This is a genomic window from Pseudomonas sp. UC 17F4 (assembly GCF_900101695.1).
In the GTDB taxonomy this organism is placed as follows: domain Bacteria; phylum Pseudomonadota; class Gammaproteobacteria; order Pseudomonadales; family Pseudomonadaceae; genus Aquipseudomonas.
This window is the reverse complement of the sequence record NZ_FNKV01000001.1, coordinates 3,895,905-3,916,755: the sequence shown is the minus strand read 5'-3', so window position 1 is coordinate 3,916,755 and position 20,851 is coordinate 3,895,905. Positions and strand designations below refer to the sequence as shown.

At 64.4% G+C, this 20,851-nt stretch carries 12 protein-coding genes; 6 read left to right on the top strand and 6 right to left on the bottom strand.

Going from position 1 to position 20,851, the window contains the following annotated elements; translation table 11 throughout:
- Nucleotides 1–1,347, bottom strand: coding sequence for a hypothetical protein (locus BLR26_RS17820; protein ID WP_093383349.1), 1,347 nt, complete (start codon nt 1,345–1,347; stop codon nt 1–3).
- Between the two features lie 249 nt (nt 1,348–1,596).
- Here BLR26_RS17820 and BLR26_RS17815 point away from each other — a divergent pair, with 249 nt between their 5' ends.
- The 5 genes from BLR26_RS17815 to BLR26_RS17795 all read left to right on the top strand — a co-directional run bounded on the left by BLR26_RS17815 (nt 1,597) and on the right by BLR26_RS17795 (nt 10,023).
- Nucleotides 1,597–3,054, top strand: a complete 1,458-nt coding sequence (locus BLR26_RS17815) for a sensor histidine kinase (RefSeq protein ID WP_093383346.1) — start codon at nt 1,597–1,599, stop codon at nt 3,052–3,054.
- Nucleotides 3,055–3,289: 235 nt separating this feature from the next.
- Nucleotides 3,290–6,070, top strand: a complete 2,781-nt coding sequence (locus BLR26_RS17810) for a multicopper oxidase domain-containing protein (protein WP_256326741.1) — start codon at nt 3,290–3,292, stop codon at nt 6,068–6,070.
- A 15-nt stretch (nt 6,071–6,085) separates the two neighbouring features.
- Complete coding sequence (locus BLR26_RS17805; RefSeq protein ID WP_093383339.1) at nt 6,086–7,021, top strand: SCO family protein; 936 nt, start codon at nt 6,086–6,088, stop codon at nt 7,019–7,021.
- 112 nt (nt 7,022–7,133) lie between these two features.
- The gene (locus BLR26_RS17800) at nt 7,134–8,621 is read left to right on the top strand and encodes a sensor histidine kinase (protein WP_093383336.1); all 1,488 of its coding nucleotides are present in this window, start codon (nt 7,134–7,136) and stop codon (nt 8,619–8,621) included.
- Entirely contained in the window at nt 8,596–10,023 is a 1,428-nt protein-coding gene (locus BLR26_RS17795; RefSeq protein ID WP_093383333.1) for a sigma-54-dependent transcriptional regulator, read from the top strand. The genes BLR26_RS17800 and BLR26_RS17795 overlap by 26 nt, the downstream gene beginning before the upstream one ends.
- 232 nt (nt 10,024–10,255) lie before the next feature.
- Here BLR26_RS17795 and BLR26_RS17790 read toward each other — a convergent pair whose 3' ends face one another.
- The 4 genes from BLR26_RS17790 to BLR26_RS17775 all read right to left on the bottom strand — a co-directional run bounded on the left by BLR26_RS17790 (nt 10,256) and on the right by BLR26_RS17775 (nt 14,115).
- Complete coding sequence (locus BLR26_RS17790; RefSeq protein ID WP_045198739.1) at nt 10,256–10,561, bottom strand: hypothetical protein; 306 nt, start codon at nt 10,559–10,561, stop codon at nt 10,256–10,258.
- Between the two features lie 80 nt (nt 10,562–10,641).
- Complete coding sequence (locus tag BLR26_RS17785; protein ID WP_093383330.1) at nt 10,642–11,835, bottom strand: hypothetical protein; 1,194 nt, start codon at nt 11,833–11,835, stop codon at nt 10,642–10,644.
- 83 nt (nt 11,836–11,918) lie between these two features.
- Nucleotides 11,919–12,386 carry a VOC family protein gene (locus BLR26_RS17780; RefSeq protein ID WP_093383327.1) on the bottom strand — a complete coding sequence of 156 codons (468 nt, stop codon included), beginning with the start codon at nt 12,384–12,386 and terminating at the stop codon, nt 11,919–11,921.
- Nucleotides 12,387–12,495: 109 nt separating this feature from the next.
- Nucleotides 12,496–14,115 carry an NADP-dependent glyceraldehyde-3-phosphate dehydrogenase gene (locus tag BLR26_RS17775; RefSeq protein WP_093383323.1) on the bottom strand — a complete coding sequence of 540 codons (1,620 nt, stop codon included), beginning with the start codon at nt 14,113–14,115 and terminating at the stop codon, nt 12,496–12,498.
- A gap of 139 nt (nt 14,116–14,254) precedes the next feature.
- On the opposite strand from BLR26_RS17775, the gene BLR26_RS17770 reads away from it, so the two are divergent.
- Nucleotides 14,255–16,510 carry a putative bifunctional diguanylate cyclase/phosphodiesterase gene (locus BLR26_RS17770; protein WP_093383320.1) on the top strand — a complete coding sequence of 752 codons (2,256 nt, stop codon included), beginning with the start codon at nt 14,255–14,257 and terminating at the stop codon, nt 16,508–16,510.
- On the opposite strand, the gene BLR26_RS17765 is transcribed toward BLR26_RS17770, so the two are convergent.
- Nucleotides 16,486–20,817, bottom strand: a complete 4,332-nt coding sequence (locus BLR26_RS17765) for a dermonecrotic toxin domain-containing protein (RefSeq protein WP_093383317.1) — start codon at nt 20,815–20,817, stop codon at nt 16,486–16,488. The two genes, BLR26_RS17770 and BLR26_RS17765, sit on opposite strands and share 25 nt — an antisense overlap.
- Between the last annotated feature and the right edge of the window lie 34 nt (nt 20,818–20,851).

Below are 20,851 nucleotides of genomic sequence, written 5' to 3'. Positions count from 1 at the left end.
TCATGGCACGAGCACCACTTCTTCGCTGTCGCTACCGCCGTTGGTGCTGGTCACCGTGACCTTGGCGGGCGGAATCGGCGACAGGCCGGTGGTGAGGGTCTTGACCGCGCCATTGCCGCTCAGGGTGCCGATCGTGGCGCCGTTGCCGGTGCGGGCGCTGAGCACTGGCGGGCTGGTTTCGTCGCTGGTGCTGGCAACCAGGGTCAGTTGCCCGGAGGCCAGGCTGTACTCGGCGCGCTCGATCACCACCAGGTCGGTCAGCGCCAGGGTCAGGGTGGTAGGGGTACTGGTGGAGATCGCCAGGCTGTTGTCGGCGGTCACCTGCAGGTTCAGCGGCAGCGACGGGTTGAGCACCGACTGGGCGTACCAGGCGCCAGTGGTGTTGGCCTCGCTGAGGTTGAGGTTGGGGGTCTGGCTGACCAGGGTGGCGGTCGCCGGTGGCGGCGGGGCTTGTACGAACAGGTCCTGCTGGGCGCGCAGGTCGCCGTTCTCGCTGTGCCGCGAATAGGTGCTGCGCTGGGCGATCACCGGGGTCGGGCGGGCGACGGTGGAGAGCTTGCCCGAGACCGAGAACAGTTCGGTACGCAAATCCAGGCCGTTGGGGCCCTCGATGCGCACGAAGTTGGTGTTGAACGGGCTGCCGGTCACCGCTTCCTGCAGGTTCGGGTCGCCGATGAAGCGTTCGCTGGCGCCAGTGGCCGGGTTGGTTTCGCTGTAGGGGCCACCGGCACCGCGCAGGAACGGGCCGACATCGCCCTTGAGCGCGCCGGTGTAGGTTTTCGGCGCGCCGATGCCGATGTCGCGGGTCATGTTGATTGCCCGCCGCCCGGCCGCCGGTACATCGAACACTTCGACGCCGTAGGGGTGGGTGACGATGTAGGTGCCTGGCGTGGGCACGTCGACGCGGATACGCACCCGGGCAAAGCTGACCTGGTCACCGTCGACCACGTCTTCGGCAGCGAAGGCGGCCTCGATGGCGGTGCCGTAGGTCAGGTCGATGCCGCTGGCGGCGTCGGTGATGGCGGCATCGGCGGTGAACCAGAAGGTTTCGTCGGGGTAGTTGCTCGGGAAGTTGATCGGCCGGGTGTCGTCGAACACCCCGGGGGCGGGGTTGAGCACGCACATGTACGACGGCGCCCCGGGTGCACCGGGCACCCGCGAACTGACCGCCTTGGACAGGCACAGGTCGAGCACCCGGCCATGGGTGTCCTGGTACCAGGCAGCAAAGCCGCCGGTAGCGGGCAGGTAAGGGCCGGGGTCTACTTCGAACAGGGCGGCCTGGGCCGGTGCCTGGATAATGCTCGCCAGGATCAGCAGAGCCAGTGGGTGGGGCGTTGGACGGTGCATGAGTCTTCCCTCTTGCATTCGGGCCCATGGACTTGGGTCGTCTGCACAGGCATCGGCAACATCCGTACCAATTTATTCTCAAGACCCTGCAGGCCTTGCTGCACAAGGCCTGGCGTGCGGTTACAGGGTGTCGGCAGAGCCACTCGACTCGGGGCGCTGGCCCCAGGGTTGGGGGCAAGTGGGGCAAGCGGGCGGGGGAATTGCGCGGGCTGGGCTATAACCTAAGGAGCGTTCATTCGGGAGTCAGTGATGAGCAGCCAGCCACGCCTCGATTCGTCGTCCCTGCAGCTCGCAAGCCCGGCCCCGGCCGCCGCGCGCAAGCCGTTCAACCTGCTGCGCTGGTACGCCTTCGTCAGCCTGGCGATCATCCTTTCAGTGGCCGTGGGCCTGGGCTTGATCTCCAGCCGCTTCGTGATCAACGAAAGTGTCGAGCGCGACGCCTTGCTCACCGCCCAGTTCATCCAGGCCATCGCCCTGGCCGAAGTGCGCCACGTGTCGATCCCCAACGTGCGGACCATGGGCGAATTGCTCGACCCGCGCCTGGACCAGGCCTTCCCGGATGTCGACCCCGAGGCCCGGCGCAGCGCCCGGGGCGAGTTCCTCGACCATATCGCCCACCTGCCCGACGTGTTGCTGGCCAATATCTACGCCCCGGACCGCATGGTCATCTGGTCGAGCAACCCGGCGCTGGTGGGCAAGATGATCGACGCCGATGACGACCTTGACCATGCCTTCGACCAGAAGATGCGCGTCTCGGCCAGCTACCACGACGTCGACCAGGCGCGCAGCGAGCAGAAGTTCATTACCCCGCCCGAGCAGTTGTTCATCGAGAACTACATCCCGCTGTTCGATGCCGAGGGCGGCAACGTCACTGCCATGGTCGAGATCTACAAGGAGCCCCGCGACCTGATTTTGCGTATCGAACGCGGCCTGTTGCTGATCTGGCTGGCCACGGCGATCGGCGCGGGGGTTGTGTACATCGGCCTGTACGGCATCATGCGCCGCGCCGCCCGGCAGTTGGCGGTGCAGCAAAAGCGCCTGATCAACAACGAAACCTATGTGGCCCTGGGCGAGATGTCGTCGGCGGTGGCCCACAGCCTGCGCAACCCCCTGGCGAGCATTCGCTCCAGCGCCGAACTTGCCCAGGAGATCGAAGAGGGGCCGGCGCAGAAGAACATCGGCGACATCATCAGCCAGGTCGACCGCATGTCCCACTGGGTGCGCGAGCTGTTGCAGTCGCTGCGGCCCTTGAACGATACCCCGGAGCCGGTAGACCTGCTGCGGGTGCTGCAGGACAGCCTGCAAGGCTTTGCCCCGCAACTACTGCGCCAGGGCGTGCGCCTGCAGATGGGCGAGTTGCCCCAGGTTCAGGTGCTGTGCCAGCCGGTACTGCTCGGGCAGATCTTCAACAGCCTGATCGCCAACGCCCTGGAGGCCATGCCCGAAGGCGGTGAGCTGCGTGTCGAGCGGCGCCGGCACACGCGCCAGGGCCTGACCCTGCAGTTGTGCGACAGCGGCAAGGGCATGACCGAGGAGCAGCAACGCATGGCCTTCAAGCCGTTCTTCAGCACCAAGCAAGGCGGACTGGGGGTTGGCCTGGTGCTGGTGCGGCGGATCATGGAGCGCTTTGGCGGAACGGTGAAGCTCAGTAGCGAGGAGGGGCAGGGTACGTGTGTGTTGCTGACGTTCAGGGTGGTGGGGAAGTAACGGATAAAGAACTTTAATAAATACTAATAACTATATGAATTTAAACACATTGCTGTTTTTTAGCTCCCGCAGGGTAAAGACCCAGAACTGGGGGTGGTTTTCCAGCATCACTCTTCGTAAATAATATTAGGTAGTAGGAATAACCTATTGATAATTAACGAATACACATCCTGATACAGATGTGGCCAGGTAATTGCAAAACGACATTACCGGTCCCTGAATCTGGGTGAAGATGATGAAAACCCCAACCCCCACGCCTCTTGTCCTGAGCATCGCCCTGGCCATTGCCTTAATGGCTGATGCCAACGCCAGCCGCCTGGATGATGTCGAGCCGCCAGAGCCTGGCGACCCCTCGGCCTTCAGCGATCCACCCGCCGACAGCGCCGCAGCGTTGAACAACCTGCTGTCGCTGCCCGAGGCCAATCTCGGCGCCTTCGACCTGCCCGAGGGCGAGGGCGACCGCACCACCCCGCGCCAGGAGAACGAGCGCCCGCCAGCGCTGCAAACCAGCTTCAACTACCCCACCAATGGCGCCCCCAGCCCGATGTTCGGCGCCCAGCCGTTCAGCCAGCAACTGCTGCTGTTCGAAGAATTCGGCCCGACCCGCCTCGACCCGACCACCCCCGCCGGGCTGCTGGTGTTCCCGGCGCCCAGCACCGGCCCGGCGCCGCAGCAAGACCCGCTCAACGTCGCGCGCAGTGCGCCGTCCGGGCCGTTGCTCGATGCCTTTCTCAAGCAGCCGGGCCTGACTCCGTTCCCCGGCCAGTTTGCCAACGTTGTCGACCGTAACCCCTGGCAGCAGCAGATCGAGCTGTTCCTCAACCGCCACATCGGCTCTGCCGCCGAAGGCCGGCCACCAGGAAAGGGCTGGTCGCACCAGCGCTGGAACGAGTTCTACCCCCAGGCCGTCTACAAAACCGCGCAAGCCGGGGCGCGGATCAACAGCGGCCTGCGTGACGCCATGCAGATGCACCACTACAGCGTCGGCGAGTTCGGCCCCGGCGGCCTTTACTACAACACCGCCGGCCAGGCCAACACCCTGGGCACCACCAAGGGCGTCGATACCCGCTTCCACCCCAACATGCCGCTGCAGGATCACAAGTCGCTATGGACCTTCGACGGCACCTTGCCGGCCAAGCTGTTGATGGTGCGATACGGCCAGCCGCTGCTGATGCGCCATTACAACGCCTTGCCGATCGACCCCGCCGCCAACCACGGCTTTGGCCTGCACACCATCAGCACCCATGAACACAACGGCCACGCCCCGGCCGAAAGCGACGGCTACGCCAACGCGTTCTTCTTCCCGGGCCAGTACTACGACTACCGCTGGCCGATCCAGCTGGCCGGCTACGACAGCATCAACACCCGCGCCGAAGACCCGCGCGCGGCGTTCCCCTGCACCCCGGGCGAAACCCTGTGGGTCAACGACGCCAACCCGGGGCTGAAAACCTGCGAGAACGGCAGTATCCGCATTCGCGGCGACTGGCGCGAAACCATGAGCACCCACTGGTTTCATGACCACATGCTCGATTTCACCGCGCAGAACGTCTACAAGGGCAACGCTGCGATGATGAACTACTACAGTGCCCTGGACCGCGGCAACGAGGCCTTCGACGATGGCGTCAACCTGCGCCTGCCCAGCGGCTCGGCGCTGTCGTGGGGCAATCGCGACTATGACCTCAACCTGCTGATCGCCGACAAGGCCTGGGGCCAGAACGGCCAGCTGTGGTTCAACCCGTTCAACACCGACGGCTTTCTCGGCGACCAGATCCTGGTCAACTGGCAATACAAGCCATACCTCAACGTGCGCGCCCGCAGCTACCGCCTGCGCATCCTTAACGGTTCGGTGTCGCGCTACCTGAAACTGGCGCTGGTGCGTGAAATCAAGGGCAGCGGCGGCGAGTTCGCCGGGCCCAAGGGTTCGGGGCTTTCTTATGCGCGAGTGCCATTCCACATGATTGCCAACGACGGCAACATCATGGAGCACGCGGTGCCGTTCGACGGCAGCATGGACCTGGACGCCAACGGCGACAAACAGGACCACAACGCCATCCTGCCGACCCAGGGCATCGCCGAGCGCTTCGACATTGTCGTCAACTTCGCCAAGAATGGGATCAAGCCCGGCGACAAGCTGTTCCTGCTCAACCTCCAGGCCCACGACACCGGCAAGGGCCCCAAAGAGGCCATCGCCCTGGCCGACGTGCTGTCGGAGAAGTACCAGGCGGTGATCAAGCAGACCAGCAAGGGCCCGCAATGGGATAAAGGCGACCCCACCGTCAACAAGATCCTGCAGTTCAACGTCAAGCCCTACAGCGGCCAGGACCTGGCCATGGACCCGGCCGCCTACGAGCCGGCCAAACCCGGCAAGGCCGAGGGCAAGGTGATGATCCCGCTCAAGCTGCACCGCGACAACCCGGCAGACATCGCCCGCCTGGCCCAGGCCCGCCATCGCACCTTCATCTTCGGCCGCTCCGATGGCACCGACCAGGCGCCGTGGACGGTCAAGACCGACGGCGGCTTTGGCTACCACATGGACCCGCGCCGGCTCAACGCCGCCCCGCAACTGGCCACCGGCCCCACCGACGCCGGCGCCAGCGGCTTCGGCACCCTGGAAATCTGGAAGATCCAGAACGGCGGCAACGGCTGGAGCCACCCGGTGCACGTGCACTTCGAGGAGGGCATCATCCTCAGCCGCGGCGGCAAGGCGCCGCCGGAATGGGAAAAGTGGGCGCGCAAGGACGTCTACCGGATCGGCAGCGAAGCCGACGGCCTGGACAACGTCGAGGTGGCGATCAACTTTCGCGAATTCGCCGGCACCTACATGGAGCACTGCCACAACACCCAGCACGAGGACAACTCGATGCTGCTGCGCTGGGACATCGAGCACCCCGGCCAGTTGCAGTTGATGCCAACGCCCTTGCCCAGCTGGGACGGGGTCAAGTACGTCAACTCGGCGGCGCTGCCGACCTGGCGCAACGGTGATGGCAAGGGCCCGCAGGTCAAGGTCGGCAAGTAGCCGGGGGAGGTTGCCATGGGCGTTATCGCACGTTGCCTGTTGCTCTGCTGGCTGTGCAGCAGCCTGCCGGGGCTGGCCGAGGAGGCCACGCCCTGGGGGGCGCAGTACTTCCCCAATACCGAGCTGATCGACCACAACGGTGAGCACCTGCGCTTTTTCGACGATCTGATCAAGGACAAGGTGGTGGTGATCAACTTCATCTTCACCGGTTGTGGCGATTCCTGCCCGCTGGAGACCGCGCGCCTGCGCCAGGTCCAGCAGCTGCTGGGCGAGCGGGTCGGGCGCGAGGTGTTCTTCTACTCGATCAGCATCGACCCGCTCAGCGATACCCCCGAGGTGCTCAAGGCCTACGCGGCAAAGTTCAAGGTGGCGCCCGGCTGGCGCTTTCTAACCGGCGACAAAGGCCAGATCGATGCCTTGCGCCGCAGCCTGGGCCTGTTTATCGAAGGCGTCGACAACGGCCGCAGTCGCGACCACAACCTCAGCCTGATCGTCGGCAACCAGGCCACCGGGCGCTGGATGAAGGCCTCACCCTTCGAAAACCCGTGGATTCTCGCCGACCAACTGGCCAACAGCCTGCAGAACTGGAAGCAACCCAGTAGCGAGCAGAGCTACGCCGATGCCCCGCAGATTCGCCCGCCGAGCAGCGGCGAAGAGCTGTTTCGCACCCGTTGCGCCGCTTGTCACAGCCTCGGCCCGGAAGATGGCCAGGCTACCGGCCTGCGCGCGGTCGGCCCGGACTTGCTCGGCGTTACCCGGCGCCGCGAGCAGCGCTGGCTGAGCCGCTGGATCCGCGAGCCGGATCGCATGCTCGCCGAGCAAGACCCGCAGGTCATGGCGCTGTACCGGCAATACAACGGCGTGGCCATGCCCAACCTGCGCCTGAACGAGGCCGATGCCCAGGCCTTGCTGGCGTTTCTCGAGCAGGAGGCCGAACGCCAACAGCCATAAAGGCAAAATACTATCACTGGCGCCGTGGCCATTAGTTTTGATGTGCCACGCCTGTGTGCACGCTGGGCTATAAGTTCTAAGAAAAGAAGCATCCACGGCAGGACCAGACCCGATGCAGATGCTCAACGGAAAACTGGCCGATGAGGGCCTCGACAGCCAGGCAGCCGACCGACCCTTGCGCCAGTTCAACCTGTTGCGCTGGTTCTCGTTGGTCAGCCTGTTGATCATCGCTTCGGTGGCGGGCGGGCTGGGCTATGTCTCGACCCGCTTTGTGGTCACCGACAGCGTCGAGCGCGATGCCATGCTCACCGCCCAGTTCATCCAGGCCATGGCCCAGGCCGAAGTGCGCCATTCGCGCATTCCGCCGGGCACCACCATGGGCGAGCTGCTCGACCCGCGCCTGGACCAGCACCACCCGGGGGTCAGCCCGACCCTGGCCGAGTCCACCCGGGTGGAGTTTCTCGACCATGTCGAACACCTGCCCGACACCTTGCTGGCCAACGTCTATGCCCTGGACCGGACCATCGTCTGGTCGACCAACCCGCAGCTGATCGGGGAGAAAATCGTCGGCGACGACGACCTGGATGAATCGTTCGCCTCGAAAGTGCCGGTCTCGGCCAGCTACCACAAGGCCAATGAAGACCGCGATGAACAAAAGTTCCAGCGCGCGCCGCAGTACCTGTTCATCGAGAACTACATCCCGATGTTCGACAGCGACGGGCAAAAGGTGCTGTCGATGGTCGAGGTGTACAAGGAACCCCAGGACCTGGTGCGGCGCATCCAGCGCGGCTACGTGCTGATCTGGGCCTCGACCCTGGTCGGTGGGGCGCTGATCTACTTCGGCCTGTTCTGGATCGTGCGCCGCGCCGCGAGCATGCTGCAGACCCAGCAAACCCAGCTGGTGGCCAGCGAAACCTTCGTCGCCCTTGGCGAAATGTCCTCGGCGGTGGCCCACAGCCTGCGCAACCCGCTGGCCAATATCCGCTCCAGCGCCGAACTTGCCCAGGACATCGCCAGTGCCCCGGCGCAGAAGAACATTGGCGACATCATCAGCCAGGTCGACCGCATGTCGCGCTGGGTGCGCGACTTGCTGGTGTCGCTGCGCCCGGTCAACGACGATGCCGAAGCGGTCGAGCTGGTGGCAGCGATCGACGACACCCGCCATGCCTACGCCCAGCAACTGGAGCGGCATAAGGTCCAGGTGCAGATCGACACGCCCGAGGCGGCCTGGGTGATCAGCCAGCCGGTGCTGCTGACGCAGATTCTCAACAGTCTGTTCGCTAATGCCCTCGAAGCCATGCCCACGGGCGGGCGCCTGAGCGTGGTGGTGCAGGCGCTGGAAGACGGCAAACAGCTGCAACTGGCCTTGAGCGACACCGGCAAGGGCATGACCCAGCAGCAGGAGCGGATGGTCTTCAAGCCGTTTTTTACGACCAAACAGGGCGGCCTCGGGGTCGGCCTGGTACTGGTCAAGCGGATCATGGAACGTTTTGGTGGCTCGGTGAGCCTGGCCAGCCGCGAAGAGGAAGGAACCCGCGTGTGCCTGATCTTCAATATTGCAGCGGGAGGGGACCATGGAGCAGAGCATCCTGGTGGTTGAGGACGATCAAATCCTCGCCGAGAACATCCAGACCTACCTTGAGCGCAAAGGCTTCGAGGTCACGGTTTGCCACAGCGCCGAAGAGGCCCTGGAGCAGCTGCCACGCTGCCAGCCCGATGCGGTGCTGACCGACAACTCGCTGCCGGGCATGAACGGCCACGAGTTGCTCAAGGCCCTGGCCCAGCGCGCGCCGGAGCTCAAGGTGATCATGATGACCGGCTACGGCAACGTCGAAGACGCCGTGCTGGCGATGAAGGAGGGCGCCTTCCACTACCTGACCAAACCGGTGGTGCTGGCCGAGCTCAAACTGATGCTGGAGAAGGCCCTGGCCACCGAGCGCATGGAGCGCACCCTGTCGTTCTATCAGGAACGCGAGGCGCAAAAATCAGGTGGCCAGGCGCTGATAGGCGAATCACCGGCCATGCTCGGCCTCAAGCACACCATCCGCCAGTTGCTCGATGCCGAGCAGCGCATGGCCAGCGGCGACCTGCCGCCGGTGCTGGTAGAAGGCGAGACCGGTACCGGCAAGGAGCTGGTAGCCCGCGCCCTGCATTTTGACGGAGTGCGCAGCAAGGGGCCGTTTATCGAGTTCAACTGCGCATCGATCCCGGCCAACCTGCTGGAGGCTGAACTGTTCGGCCATGAGAAGGGCGCGTTTACCGATGCCAAGGATCGCCGGGTGGGCCTGGTCGAGGCGGCCGACGGCGGCACCTTGTTCCTCGACGAGATTGGCGAAATGGACCTGCTGCTGCAGGCCAAGCTGCTCAAGCTACTGGAAGACCGCACCATTCGCCGGATAGGCGCGGTGAAGGAGCGCAAGGTTGACCTGCGCATCATCAGCGCCACCAACTGCAACCTGGAGCAGATGGTCCAGCAGGGCAAGTTTCGCCGTGACCTGTTCTTCCGCCTGCGTATTATCTCGATCAAGGTGCCCAGGCTGTATGCCCGGGGTGAAGACATCCTGCTGCTGGCCCGGCATTTTCTTGCCCTGCACGGCAAACGCTATGGCAAGCCCAACCTGCGCTTTTGCGACGAGGCCGAGGAGTTGATGCTCAACTACAGCTGGCCGGGCAACGTGCGCGAGTTGCGCAACATGCTTGAACAGACGGTATTGCTGGCGCCCCAGGACCTGATCGCCCCGCACCAGCTCAACGTGTGCATGAGCCTGGTCGACGAGCCGCTGGAAATGCCGGCGCCTGCCGTGCATGAAGCGTTCGGCAATGCTGAGGCCATGGCCTCGGCGAGCTTGCCGGAAGTGGAGCGCGACATGGTGCGCAAGATGCTCGACCGCACCGACTGGAACGTCACCAAATCGGCGCGGCTGCTGGGCCTGAGCCGGGACATGTTGCGCTACCGGATCGAAAAGCTCGGCCTGACCCGGCCGGACAAGCGCCAGTGGTAGGCGTACATAATGCCAAACCTGTGGGAGCGGGCTGGACCCGCGATCGAGCGCGCAGCGGTCGTAATCAGATCCACATTGGAGGTCAGCCCTAGGCTTTGTACGAAAAGTGCCTGCGCGACGATCATGCTGCGTTGAAAACAGGCTCGGAATGCTCATTTACTACTCGTAAACTCCGCTTCCTCGCCTGTTTTCGCCTTGCCTGATCGCCGCTCGGCGACTTCTCGTACAAACCCTAGTAGCTACCGGCACTGCCCCCGGCGTCGCCGCCATTCTCCGAGCCGCTGCCGTCTTTCTTCGGCTCGCGCCGGCTGCCATCGGTCTCGCTACCACCCTGGCGCCCGGCGTCATTGCCCTGGGTGCGCGGGTCGGTGCCGCTGGGCAGTGGGGTGTCGGTGGGGTTGGTGCCGGTGTTGATGCCCGGCAACGGCGTGGTCGGGGTGGTGTCCGGGTTGGGGTTAGTCGGGCCGGTGCCGGCGGCAACCGCCTGGGTGCCGAGCAATGCGGCAAACAATAAGGCAGCGAGGGCGCTACGGGTCATGGTCAAACTCCTTTTCAGGGCAGGTGCCAGAGGTTAGGCCCAGCCGCGAAGGGAAGGTGCGACGCACGCGACCAACGGCGCTACTCGCGCCCGCGCATGAAAAAACCTGCCACGTACTTGCGGAAGGTGTCCAGGCTCTTGAAGTCGGCATAGCGCTTGAAGGCCTCGCCCTCCGGCTCCGGCCCCAGTGGCTGCTCGGTCAGCGACACCGACAGCACCCGGTCCTGGTCGGAGCTGAGCACCAGCGCGTCCATGCCCTGGCCACCGAGCACCGGCCGGCGCATGATCACTTTGACGCCCTTGCTGGCCATCCAGTCGATCAGCGAGATGAGCATTTTCAGCGGCTCGCGCTCTTCATCGCGGTACACCGGAAACAGCTGCCCGCGCGACAGCACCGGCACGCTGGCGACATGGATCAGCTCATAGAAATGACTGCCGGCACTGGCCGGCGAGTAGATCGCCAGGGCCAGCAACGGCCCCGGGGTCTTGCTGCCGCCCCAGAGCAGGTGATGGCCCTGAAAGTCGAAGCCGTCCTCGCTGCGCTCGTTGAACACCTTGCGCGCCTTGATCTGGCTGACGCAGTCGAGCAGCAAGCCATGCCGGCGATGGGTGCCAAAGGCCGTGGACTCGCGCAGCCGCGCCTTGAGCATCATCATGTGCTTCATGTCCAGGCGGGTTTCCAGGTAGTTGCTGGCCGGCACCCGCTCGATCAGCGGATAACGGCTGGCCACGCCGCGCAACTCGGCAAACTGCCCGGTGAGGTCTTTTTTCAGGTGAGTGGCGTAGACGTTCAGGCCACTGGCCTCGATCAGGGTCAGCAGCAACGACAGCAATCGGTGCTGTTCGCGTTTGTCGCCAGTACCCGCGGATTCGCTGCTGGCTTCACTGGCGCGCTTGAAATCGCCAATCAGCCGCAGCGGCGCATCGGGCGCCAGCCACGCGGCCGGTGGTGCATCAGTGTCGCTGTCGCGGCTGGCGCTTTCACGCTCGTCCTTGATGAACGCACAGTCTGGCGCGTGCTCGGCGGTGCCCGGGTTGTTCTTGAGGAACAGGGTGCCGGTGTTGCCGTTGAGGTTGACGTTGAGCACCGGCATGGCCTTGGGCTGGCAATCACAGGCCAGCCAATGGCCGGCAGCGCGCACCTTGATCAGCAGCTGGTTGGCCTGCAGCAAGCGCGGGCCTTCGAGGTTGCCCTGGACAAACCCACGCAACAGCTCGTCTTCAGCAGGGGTGAGGGTGCGCACCAGCGCGGCGTTTTTTTCGATGATTCGCATGGACAATCCTGGCCTGCCTTCCTGTGCCTGCCACCTTAATGCAAAGCCCGGCTGGCGAACATGCCCGCCAGCCGAACCTGGCCCTACTGGCCGCCAAACAGCTTGGCGGCGCGCTCGCGGATCTCTTCCACGCTCAGGTCTTCCTTGTGGGTGGAGACGAACCAGAGGTTGCCGAACGGGTCTTTCAGGGTGCCGCTACGGTCGCCGTAGAACTGGTCTTTGACCTCGGTAACCTGGCTGGCACCGGCGGCGAGGGCCTGGGCATAGGTGGCATCGGCGTCCTCGACATACAGGTGCAGGCCAACGGCCGTGCCATTGAGCGACTGGCTGCTGACCAGCCCGCCAGACTGATCGCACGGGTCGGCAAGCATCAGCGAGGAATCGCCGATTTTCAGCTCGGCATGGCCGACGCGCCCGTCGGGGCCGTCGAGGCGGAACATCTCGAGCGCGCCGAAGGCCTTCTTGTAGAACTCGATGGCCTTGGCGGCATCCTTGATGCCCAGGTAGGGGGTAATGCTGTGCTGTCCTTCGGGGATTGGTTTGACTGCCATTTTATTGATCCTCCTTTAAGGCGCCGCAGGGTGAATGGCGCGAAACTGTATATTTATACAGTTTCGGCGATTGGGCAAATCAAAAATCGCGGCGCTGGACGAGCGGCAGTCAGAAAATGTAATCGGTGGTCAGGAAGCTCGACTCGCGGTTACGGATGATGTCGCTGATCAACTGCTTGTTGCTGTCCTGGAACTTGGTCGCCACCAGCGTACGGATCGAGAACACCCGCAGGGCGTCGTGAACCGAGAGGGTGCCCTCGGCCGAGTTCTTGCGCCCGTTGAACGGATAGGTGTCGGGGCCGCGCTGGCACTGGGCGTTGAGGTTGATGCGCCCGACCTGGTTGGCGAAGGTATCGACCAGCCTGCCGACCTCGGCCGAATGAGTGCCAAAGATGCTCAGTTGCTGGCCGAAATCGGAATCGAGCACGTAGTCGATCACTGTCTGCAGGTCGCGATAAGGCACCACTGGCACCACCGGGCCGAATTGCTCCTCCTGATACACGCGCATCTGCGCGTTCACCGGGTATAGCAGGGCGGGGTAGAAGAACGAGCCACGGCTGACGCCACCGCCTTCGTTGATGACCCTGGCGCCTTTGTCGATGGCATCGGCCACCAGGCCATTGAGGTAATCGATCTTGCCGGCCTCGGGCAGCGGCGTCAGGGCCACGCCCGGCTCCCAGGGCATGCCTGGCTTGAGCGCGGCCAGCTTGCGCTGGAATTTATCGAGGAATTCATCGACCACGTCTTCATGGACGAAGAGGATTTTCAGCGCCGTGCAGCGCTGGCCGTTGAACGACAGCGCGCCGGTGACCGCCTCGTTCACCGCGTTGTCCAGGTCAACCTCGGGCAGCACGATGCCCGGGTTCTTGGCATCCAGGCCCAGGGCTGCGCGCAGCCGATGCGGGCGCGGGTGGAGTTTTTTCAGGTCGCTGGCGGCCTTGTTGGTGCCGATGAAGGCGAACACGTCGATCTTGCCGCTGGCCATCAGCGCGCTGACGGTCTCGCGGCCACGGCCGTAGATAACGTTGATGACCCCGGCCGGGAAACTGTCGCGGAAGGCCTCAAGCAGCGGACGGATCAACAGCACGCCGAACTTGGCCGGCTTGAACACCACGGTGTTGCCCATGATCAGCGCCGGGATCAGGGTGGTGAAGGTCTCGTTCAGCGGGTAGTTGTAGGGGCCCATGCACAAGGCCACGCCCAGCGGCGCGCGGCGGATCTGGCCGAGGGTGTCCTGCTCCAGCTCGAAGCGGCTGGAGCGGCGGTCCAGCTCTTTGAGGGCGCCGATGGTGTCGACGATGTAGTCGCAGGTGCGGTCGAACTCTTTTTCCGAGTCCTTGAGGTTCTTGCCGATTTCCCACATCAGCAGCTTGACCACCGCCGCGCGCTGTTCGCGCATCTTGGCCAGGAAGGTTTCGACATGCTGGATACGCTCGGCCACGCGCATGTTGGGCCAGGCGCCGCGGCCCTTGTCGTAGGCCTGCACGGCGGCGTCCAGGGCGGTGAGGGCGGTGTCGGCGTCCAGCAGCGGCGTGTTGCCGAGGATCACCTGGCGTTCTTCATTGCCCTCCTTGAGCCACACCGGGCTGCGCACCGTGGCCAGCGGCCCGTCCCATTGCTGCAACTGGCCGTTGACCAGGTACTCGCGTTGCACCAGCGGCTCACCCAGGCGGTACGCCTCAGGGATCTCGTTGGCGGTGGGAAACAGCGAATCGAGCAGACGGTCCATGGGCGCAGCACCTCTTTTTCTGTAATGGGTGAAACGTTTCAGTTTGAGCATAACGCCAGCGCGCTAAAAAAAGCCAGCCTGGCTAAACAATGCGCCGCCGGCGCCGATAAAGCAGTAATGCGATGCGAACTACGGACCTATGAGCACAAGAATCCTCGCCCTTGATGACAATCCGGTCCTGTCGAAGAACCTGCGCACCACCCTCAATCGCCTGCTGCCCGTAGGTTTTGCCCTGATCGGCATCGGCCTGTCGGTGGTGCTCGGGCGCCTGGACGTGCAGCGCCAGGAAGCCGAGGTGATCGCCAATGCCAGCGCGCGCCTGTCGGGCGTGCGCGCCAGCATCGAGGCGCAGTTGCGCTCGGCGTTCGGCGAGACCGAGGGCATTGCCCAACTGCTGAGTGCCGATGGCGAAATCAGCCCCGAGCATTTTCACGACATGGCCCGCCAGGCCATCGCCTCGGTGCCGCACATCCGCCATGTTTCCCTGGCGCCCAACGATGTGATCGCCGACGTCTACCCGCTCAATGGCAATCAGGGCGTGCTGGGCATGGACTACCGCCGGCTGCCCGACCAGTACCCGCTGCTGCAGCGTGCCCGCGACAACTACAGCCCGGTGCTGGCTGGCCCGGTGCAGTTGCTGCAGGGCGGGCGCGGGCTGATCTACCGGCGCCCGGTGTTCCTCAAGGGCCACAAGGGCGTCAACCTGTACTGGGGCAATGTCTCGATTGTTGCCGATATCGACCGCTTGCTCAGCACCGCCGGGCTTGATCTGGACCCGGGCTTCGAGCTGGCCCTGCGCGGCGCCGATGGCCAGGGCCCGGCGGGCGCGGTGATCTGGGGTGACCCGCAGTTGTTCGAACAGCACCCGGTGACGGTCAATGTCGATGTGCCCGGCGGGCTCTGGCAACTGGCGGCCAGCCCCCTGGGCGGCTGGCCGTCGATGAGCCTGTTCGCCTCGCCGCTGTTTTTGTTTGCCCTGACCTGCACCGGGCTGTTCAGCGTGTTCGTCGCCCAGCTCAACCGCAGCAACCACCTGATCAACCTGCGCAACCTGGAACTCAAGCAGTCCCAGGCGCAACTGGAGCGCCTGGCGCATTTCGATGCCATTACCGGGCTGCCCAACCGCCTGCGCTTTCAGCAGCAGTTGCTCGAAGCCATCAGCCAGGGCCAGCGCCTGGCCGTGCTGGTGCTCGACATCGACGGCTTCAAGCAGATCAACGACAGCCTCGGCCACGCCATGGGCGACCTGTTGCTGCAGCAGGCCACGGCGCGCTTCATGCAGATCATCGAGCCTGAGGATTGCCTGTGCCGCCTGGGTGGCGACGAATTTGCCTTTGTTCTCAAAGGGCCGGATGACCGTTGCATCGAGCGTATCCAGGCCCTGCTGCAAACCCTGCAATTGCCGTTTGACCTCAAGGGCAACGCCGCGCTGGTGACCGGCAGCATCGGCCTGGCCTGGTGCCCGGAACACGGGCAGAGCGCCGACCGCCTGCTGCGCCACGCCGACACCGCGATGTACGCGGCCAAGGAGAGCGGGCGCAATGCCTACCGCCTGTACCAGCCGGAAATGACCCAGCGCCTGCAGCAGCGCCTGGACCTGGAGCACAACCTGCGCCGGGCGCTCAAGCACAATGAATTCGAGCTCTGGTACCAGCCCAAGATCGACCTGTTCAGCGGCCGCGTCGAAGGCGCCGAGGCGCTGCTGCGCTGGCGTGACCCCGAGCACGGGCTGGTGTCGCCGGCGCAGTTCATCCCGCTGGCCGAGCGCACCGGGCTGATCATCCCCCTGGGCGAGAAAGTGCTGGATCTTGCCTGCGCGCAGATCGCCGCCTGGCGCGCCGCCGACTGCCTGCCGGGGCCGGTGGCAATCAACGTCGCGGCCCTGCAGATCGAGCGCAGCGACTATGTCGCCAGCCTCAGGCGCAGCCTCAAACGCTATGACCTGGGGCCGACCCTGCTGGAAGTCGAGATCACCGAAAGCCTGCTGATGGAAAGCCAGCAGCACGCCTGCGCAGTCCTGGCGCAGTTGCAGGAACTGGGCGTGACCACCGCAGTGGACGACTTCGGCACCGGATATTCGTCGCTGGCGTACCTGAAGATGCTGCCGATCGATCACCTGAAGATCGACCGCGCCTTTATCAAGGACCTGCCCGAAGACGACGACGGCGCCGCCATTACCCGGGCGATCATCGACCTGGGCCACGCCCTGGGCTTCAAGATCACCGCCGAAGGCATCGAAACCGCCGAGCAGTACGCGTTTTTGCGCAATGCCGGGTGTGATCAGGGCCAGGGCTTCTGGATGGGCCGGCCGATGCCGGTGGCCGAGTTTGATAGCTGGCTGGCCGCGCGTACGGCCAACCAGCATGGCAGTTACTCCACGTTGAGCAATTCGTGATAAACGAGCTGTGTCAATTCCCTGAGCAACTGGTGTTCCTCGGCTTGATGGTTTTGCCGTACCAGTTGTTCGGTCACTGAGCGCTCATCGGGGTTGGCGATTTCTTGCTGGACGGCCTGCAAGCGTTGATTCAATTCGTCGTCCAACTCATCAAAGCGCTCGTCAAAGCGCAATCGCAAGTAGGTAACCCAGTCCCGGTTAAGGTACTGGTGCTGTTCATTACGGCGCAACACCGCCTCGACTCCGTCGTCGCTGTCGGGGGTGAGTGTCAGCAATTGTTGGTGCAACTGCTCGACCCAGTCGGCGGGCAGTTGTTGCAAGGTCATCTGGATCGAGTCGGTCACCAGTGCCTCCGCCGGCAGTGGCGTTTGCGCAAGGATCATCGCCGGGTCTTCGGCCAGTTGCCGCAAGGTCCAGTAATACAGCGCCTCGAGACGCTGGGCGCGCGGCGCGAATTGTGCGTCCTCCAGCGGTGTTTGTCGCTCGACATGCGCCTGGATGGCTTGGCGCCAGGAACGCCGCTGCATGACCTGCAGCAGGTTGCGGCCGAGTTGCCGAGCGTCGTTGCCGTTGAAGGCGAGGACGCCATCGACCATGTCTTCCAACAGCAGAATGCGCGCGCCACCGGCATACTGGGCGAGCCACTCATCGACAGGCGGCTGTGTTTCGACCACCTCCAGAATCCGCCACAGGCGCCTGCGCGTGGTGGCCGGCGCCAGCAGGTAGCTGAAGCTGTCATAGAGCTCGCGCAGGCGCCGGACGAAACTCAGGCGTTGCGGTACCTGCAGGCGCTCCCACAGTAGCAGTTGATCGTCCGACGCCTGAAAAAGCAGATCGCTGTAGGCATCTTGAGACACCAGTAGATCGACCCGGTTATCGGCGAAGTAGCGTTGGATTTGCAACGCTGTCTCTTGCGTAAAAGGGTTGCGCTCCAGCTGCAACGCATGGCCGACCGCCCGGGGTGGGTCGAAGTGCTCTGGCAGGTGCGTCAATAGGTTATCCGACAGGTCGATCAGAGTCGGGACCTGCAGGTTTTCCAGGCCGCGCGGCAGCTGCGTCAGGCCACAGCTGGTCAGCGAGAGGTGACGCAAATAGAGCTGACCGCTGAAGTCAGGAGCGGTGGTTATCGGGTTGCCTTCCAGAAACAGGTGCTGCAGGCGCGGATAGGTTGCCAGCCGGGCCTGGTTGCTGGCTGTCCAGGTCAACTGGTTATCACCCAGGTCGAGCGATACCAGCTGTTCACCCAGGCCTTGGGGGATTTCGCTGAATAGGCTACTGCGCAATGACAGGTTGCGCAGCTGTGGAAAGTGATTGGCGAACCCTGCGGGCAGTTGGCCCAGCGGGTTGAAGTTGAGTGACAGCAGTTGAACGTGAGCGAAGATACCCGGCTCGAGTTGCGCCAAGCCGTCAAGGTCTTCGCCAGTCAGGTCCAGCTCGTTCAGGTACAGGGCAAACAGCGGTTGCCCCTGGGCCGTGGGTGATAAGTGCATGCGCTGCCAGGCTTCGATCAGGTTGGGTATCGCATCCTGGCGCCGCGGGTTGTCGATGGCCCACCTCTGCAGATCGATGCGCAGGCGTTGCAACTGCATTTCAAGCTGTTGCAACGCGGCGATGGGTTCGACGTTGGCGGCGCGCCAGCCATCGATTGCTGCCCGTATCTGCGCTAGGCTGCTTCGCGGATACAGCGCCCGATAGCGTGCCAGCAGCGAGGTGCTCGGCGACGTTGGCCCGTAACTCATCGGCGCCCCGCTGCGCAAACCGATAGAGTCCGACCAGCCTGGCTCGTAGGACCACAACCATTGAGAAAGCTGGTCGCGGTTGGCCTGTGTCAGGTCCAGGATACGCCTGCCAAGCTGGTCGCCGTCGCCGGCCTGTAGTGCCAGGGCCTGGCGATCGGCGTCGGGCAGGGCATCGAGGATCGCCTGGTAGCGATTAATACTTGATTCCGCCAGCGGCAGGCCGGCCCGGTAGGCGCGCCAGCCGTGGCCACCCCAGCGCCCGGCTATGACCAGCACCCGGCGCTCGCTGGCCTGCTTGGGGCCGACCTGTGCAAGCAGCGGGCCGTCCGGGTTGCCCCGTCGCAGTTCCAGGCGCAGCGCCTCGGGCCAGCCTGGCAAGCGCTTGAGGCAGGCGAACACCAGGCGCTCGCAGTCGTCGTTGGCCAGGCGGGGCTGGTACAGGCCTTCAAGGGCCCGCGGCAAGGCCAGTTGTAAGGTGCTGACCCCGGCCGGTGGGCCGGCGTAGTGCCCGGCGAAGGTTTCATCGAACCTGATGTCGCCAAGGCGATCGACCTCTGCTTCGCTGGTGTTTGCCGCCTGCAAGCGCTCAAGGCAGTCGAGGAGCAACTCAGGGGGCTGCTCGTGTTGCACATGCGCACGGCGCAGGGTGTCTTCGCTGACGCCGCTGATCCACGCCGCCTGGCTCAGTTGCTGGTCGCTGTAGGCCTCGACCGGGTGCCCCAGGCGCCGCAGCAAGGTCGCCCGCGACCATTGCAGCGGCTGTTCGTACATATGCCGCCAGGCGCCCTGATTGTTGTGCAGCAGCGGCGGCTGGTAGGCCCCGGGGTCTTGGGGGTGGACGATCCGCCATTGCCGCGAAGCGGGGTCCAGCTGCTGCTCAAACAGTTCACCCTCCAGGCGGATGTAGTGTTTGCCGTCGGCTACATACTGGCCCATGGCATTGGCCCGTAGCCCCTCAGGCAGGCGTATGTCGCTGCGATAGCTGGCCAACGAGGGCTGCCACAGGCGCTGGCTGCCATCGGCACGTTGCACGCTGATCAACGACTCCATCAACTCGCCATTGACCAGCTTGCCGGCCACACCACCCGCTGCCGCCAGGCCTCCGGCGACTGCCACGTTAAGAGCGATTGACTGCAGGTGTGCCAGGGCGGTGTCGACGTCACCCTCTTGCCAGGCCTCGACACCCTCGAAGGCGCTGTACAGCATCTGCGCGGCGAACACGCCCATCATCACCTGGCTCAGGCCCGGGACAAAGAACGCTGCCAGATTGAGAAAGTTCAGCCCCAGGTCTTCCAGACCCTGCAGCAGCGCCTGGCGGGCCTGTTCGTCGACATCGGCGGTAGGCACCGCCAGGGTCCGGGCTTCGTTGCGCAGGCGGCGCAGCTGGGCGCTTTGTAGGTAATTGAACAGTTCGCCTTCGATCGGTTGGCGCTTGAGGTGCAGCTTGGCAAAACCGGGCAGCGGCCAGTCGGCATCGGCCGCCGCCTTGGCGGCCAGGTTGTGCCTGAGCACGCTGGCAAAGTGCGCACGTTGTTCAAGGGGTACGAAGTGCATGAACAGCGCACGAAACTGCGCCTGGCACAGCTTGCCCTTGAGGTCATGGAGCAGCGCCTGCAACGAGGGATACTGCTGCACGGCGGGCGTGGTTCCCGGCAGGTACAGCAACACCGGGCCGACAGACTTCAGCCGGTTGCGGTCGAGCACGCCCTGGCGCGGCGAAAAGACCGACAGCGGGTTGAACAGCGCCAGCGGCGTGGACAGTTGCTCCGACACCCGGGCGATACGTTCAGCCTCGGATTCGGCGGGGGCAAGCATCCAGGCATCGTGCAGATCGATGCCGAACAGGCTCAGCGACCAGCAGCGCACGGGCCGGCTACCGATTTTCACGGGCGTTTTGCTGGCGAGCAGGTCGTTGAGGGCGCTCATGCCGTTGTCACCCAGGCGTTTTTGTTCATGGGCAAGGTGCAGGTCCAGGCGCAGCTGGTCCTTGTGTACCTGCTCGAAGGCGTCGCGCACCTGCCTGGCTTGGTCGCCATACACCAGCAGCCCGTCGAGGTGATCCTGGTAGCGCCGGCCCAGGTCGAGCCTGCGGCACTCAGCGGCAAACGCCGTGACACTGATTGCCAGGGCCTGGCCTTGGGCGTCGCGGATGGCGCTGGGTGGGTCGAAGTAAATGCCGCTGAAGTTGTGCAGCGCGTATTGCAGCAGGCTGGCAGTAGGCCCGCTGACGTCACGGCCGGTCAGCAGGCCGCCGACGTTGCTGCGCACCGGTGTCAGGGTGCAGCGGGTAACGTCCAGGGCAAGGCCGAAGGCGTCTTTCAGGCGCGCCGCGAGCAAGGGCTGGGTGAAGGCCATGACGCCTTGCAAAGGCTTGAGCAAGGCGTGCAGGGCGTTGCGCGAGCGGCGTAACTGCAGTTGATACTGCCTTGCCCGGGTACTGGATAGCGCGTCGGCGTCTGTTGTAAGCAGGCTCTGGCGCAGCTGCTGCCAGTTGTGCTGGCTGGCATGCAAGGCCCAGCCGGGTAGTTGCTGGCTGAGGAAGGCGTGGTGCGGGTTGCTGGAAGGCATGCGGGAGGCTCCTGTGGCATGAAGCCGTCAGCAA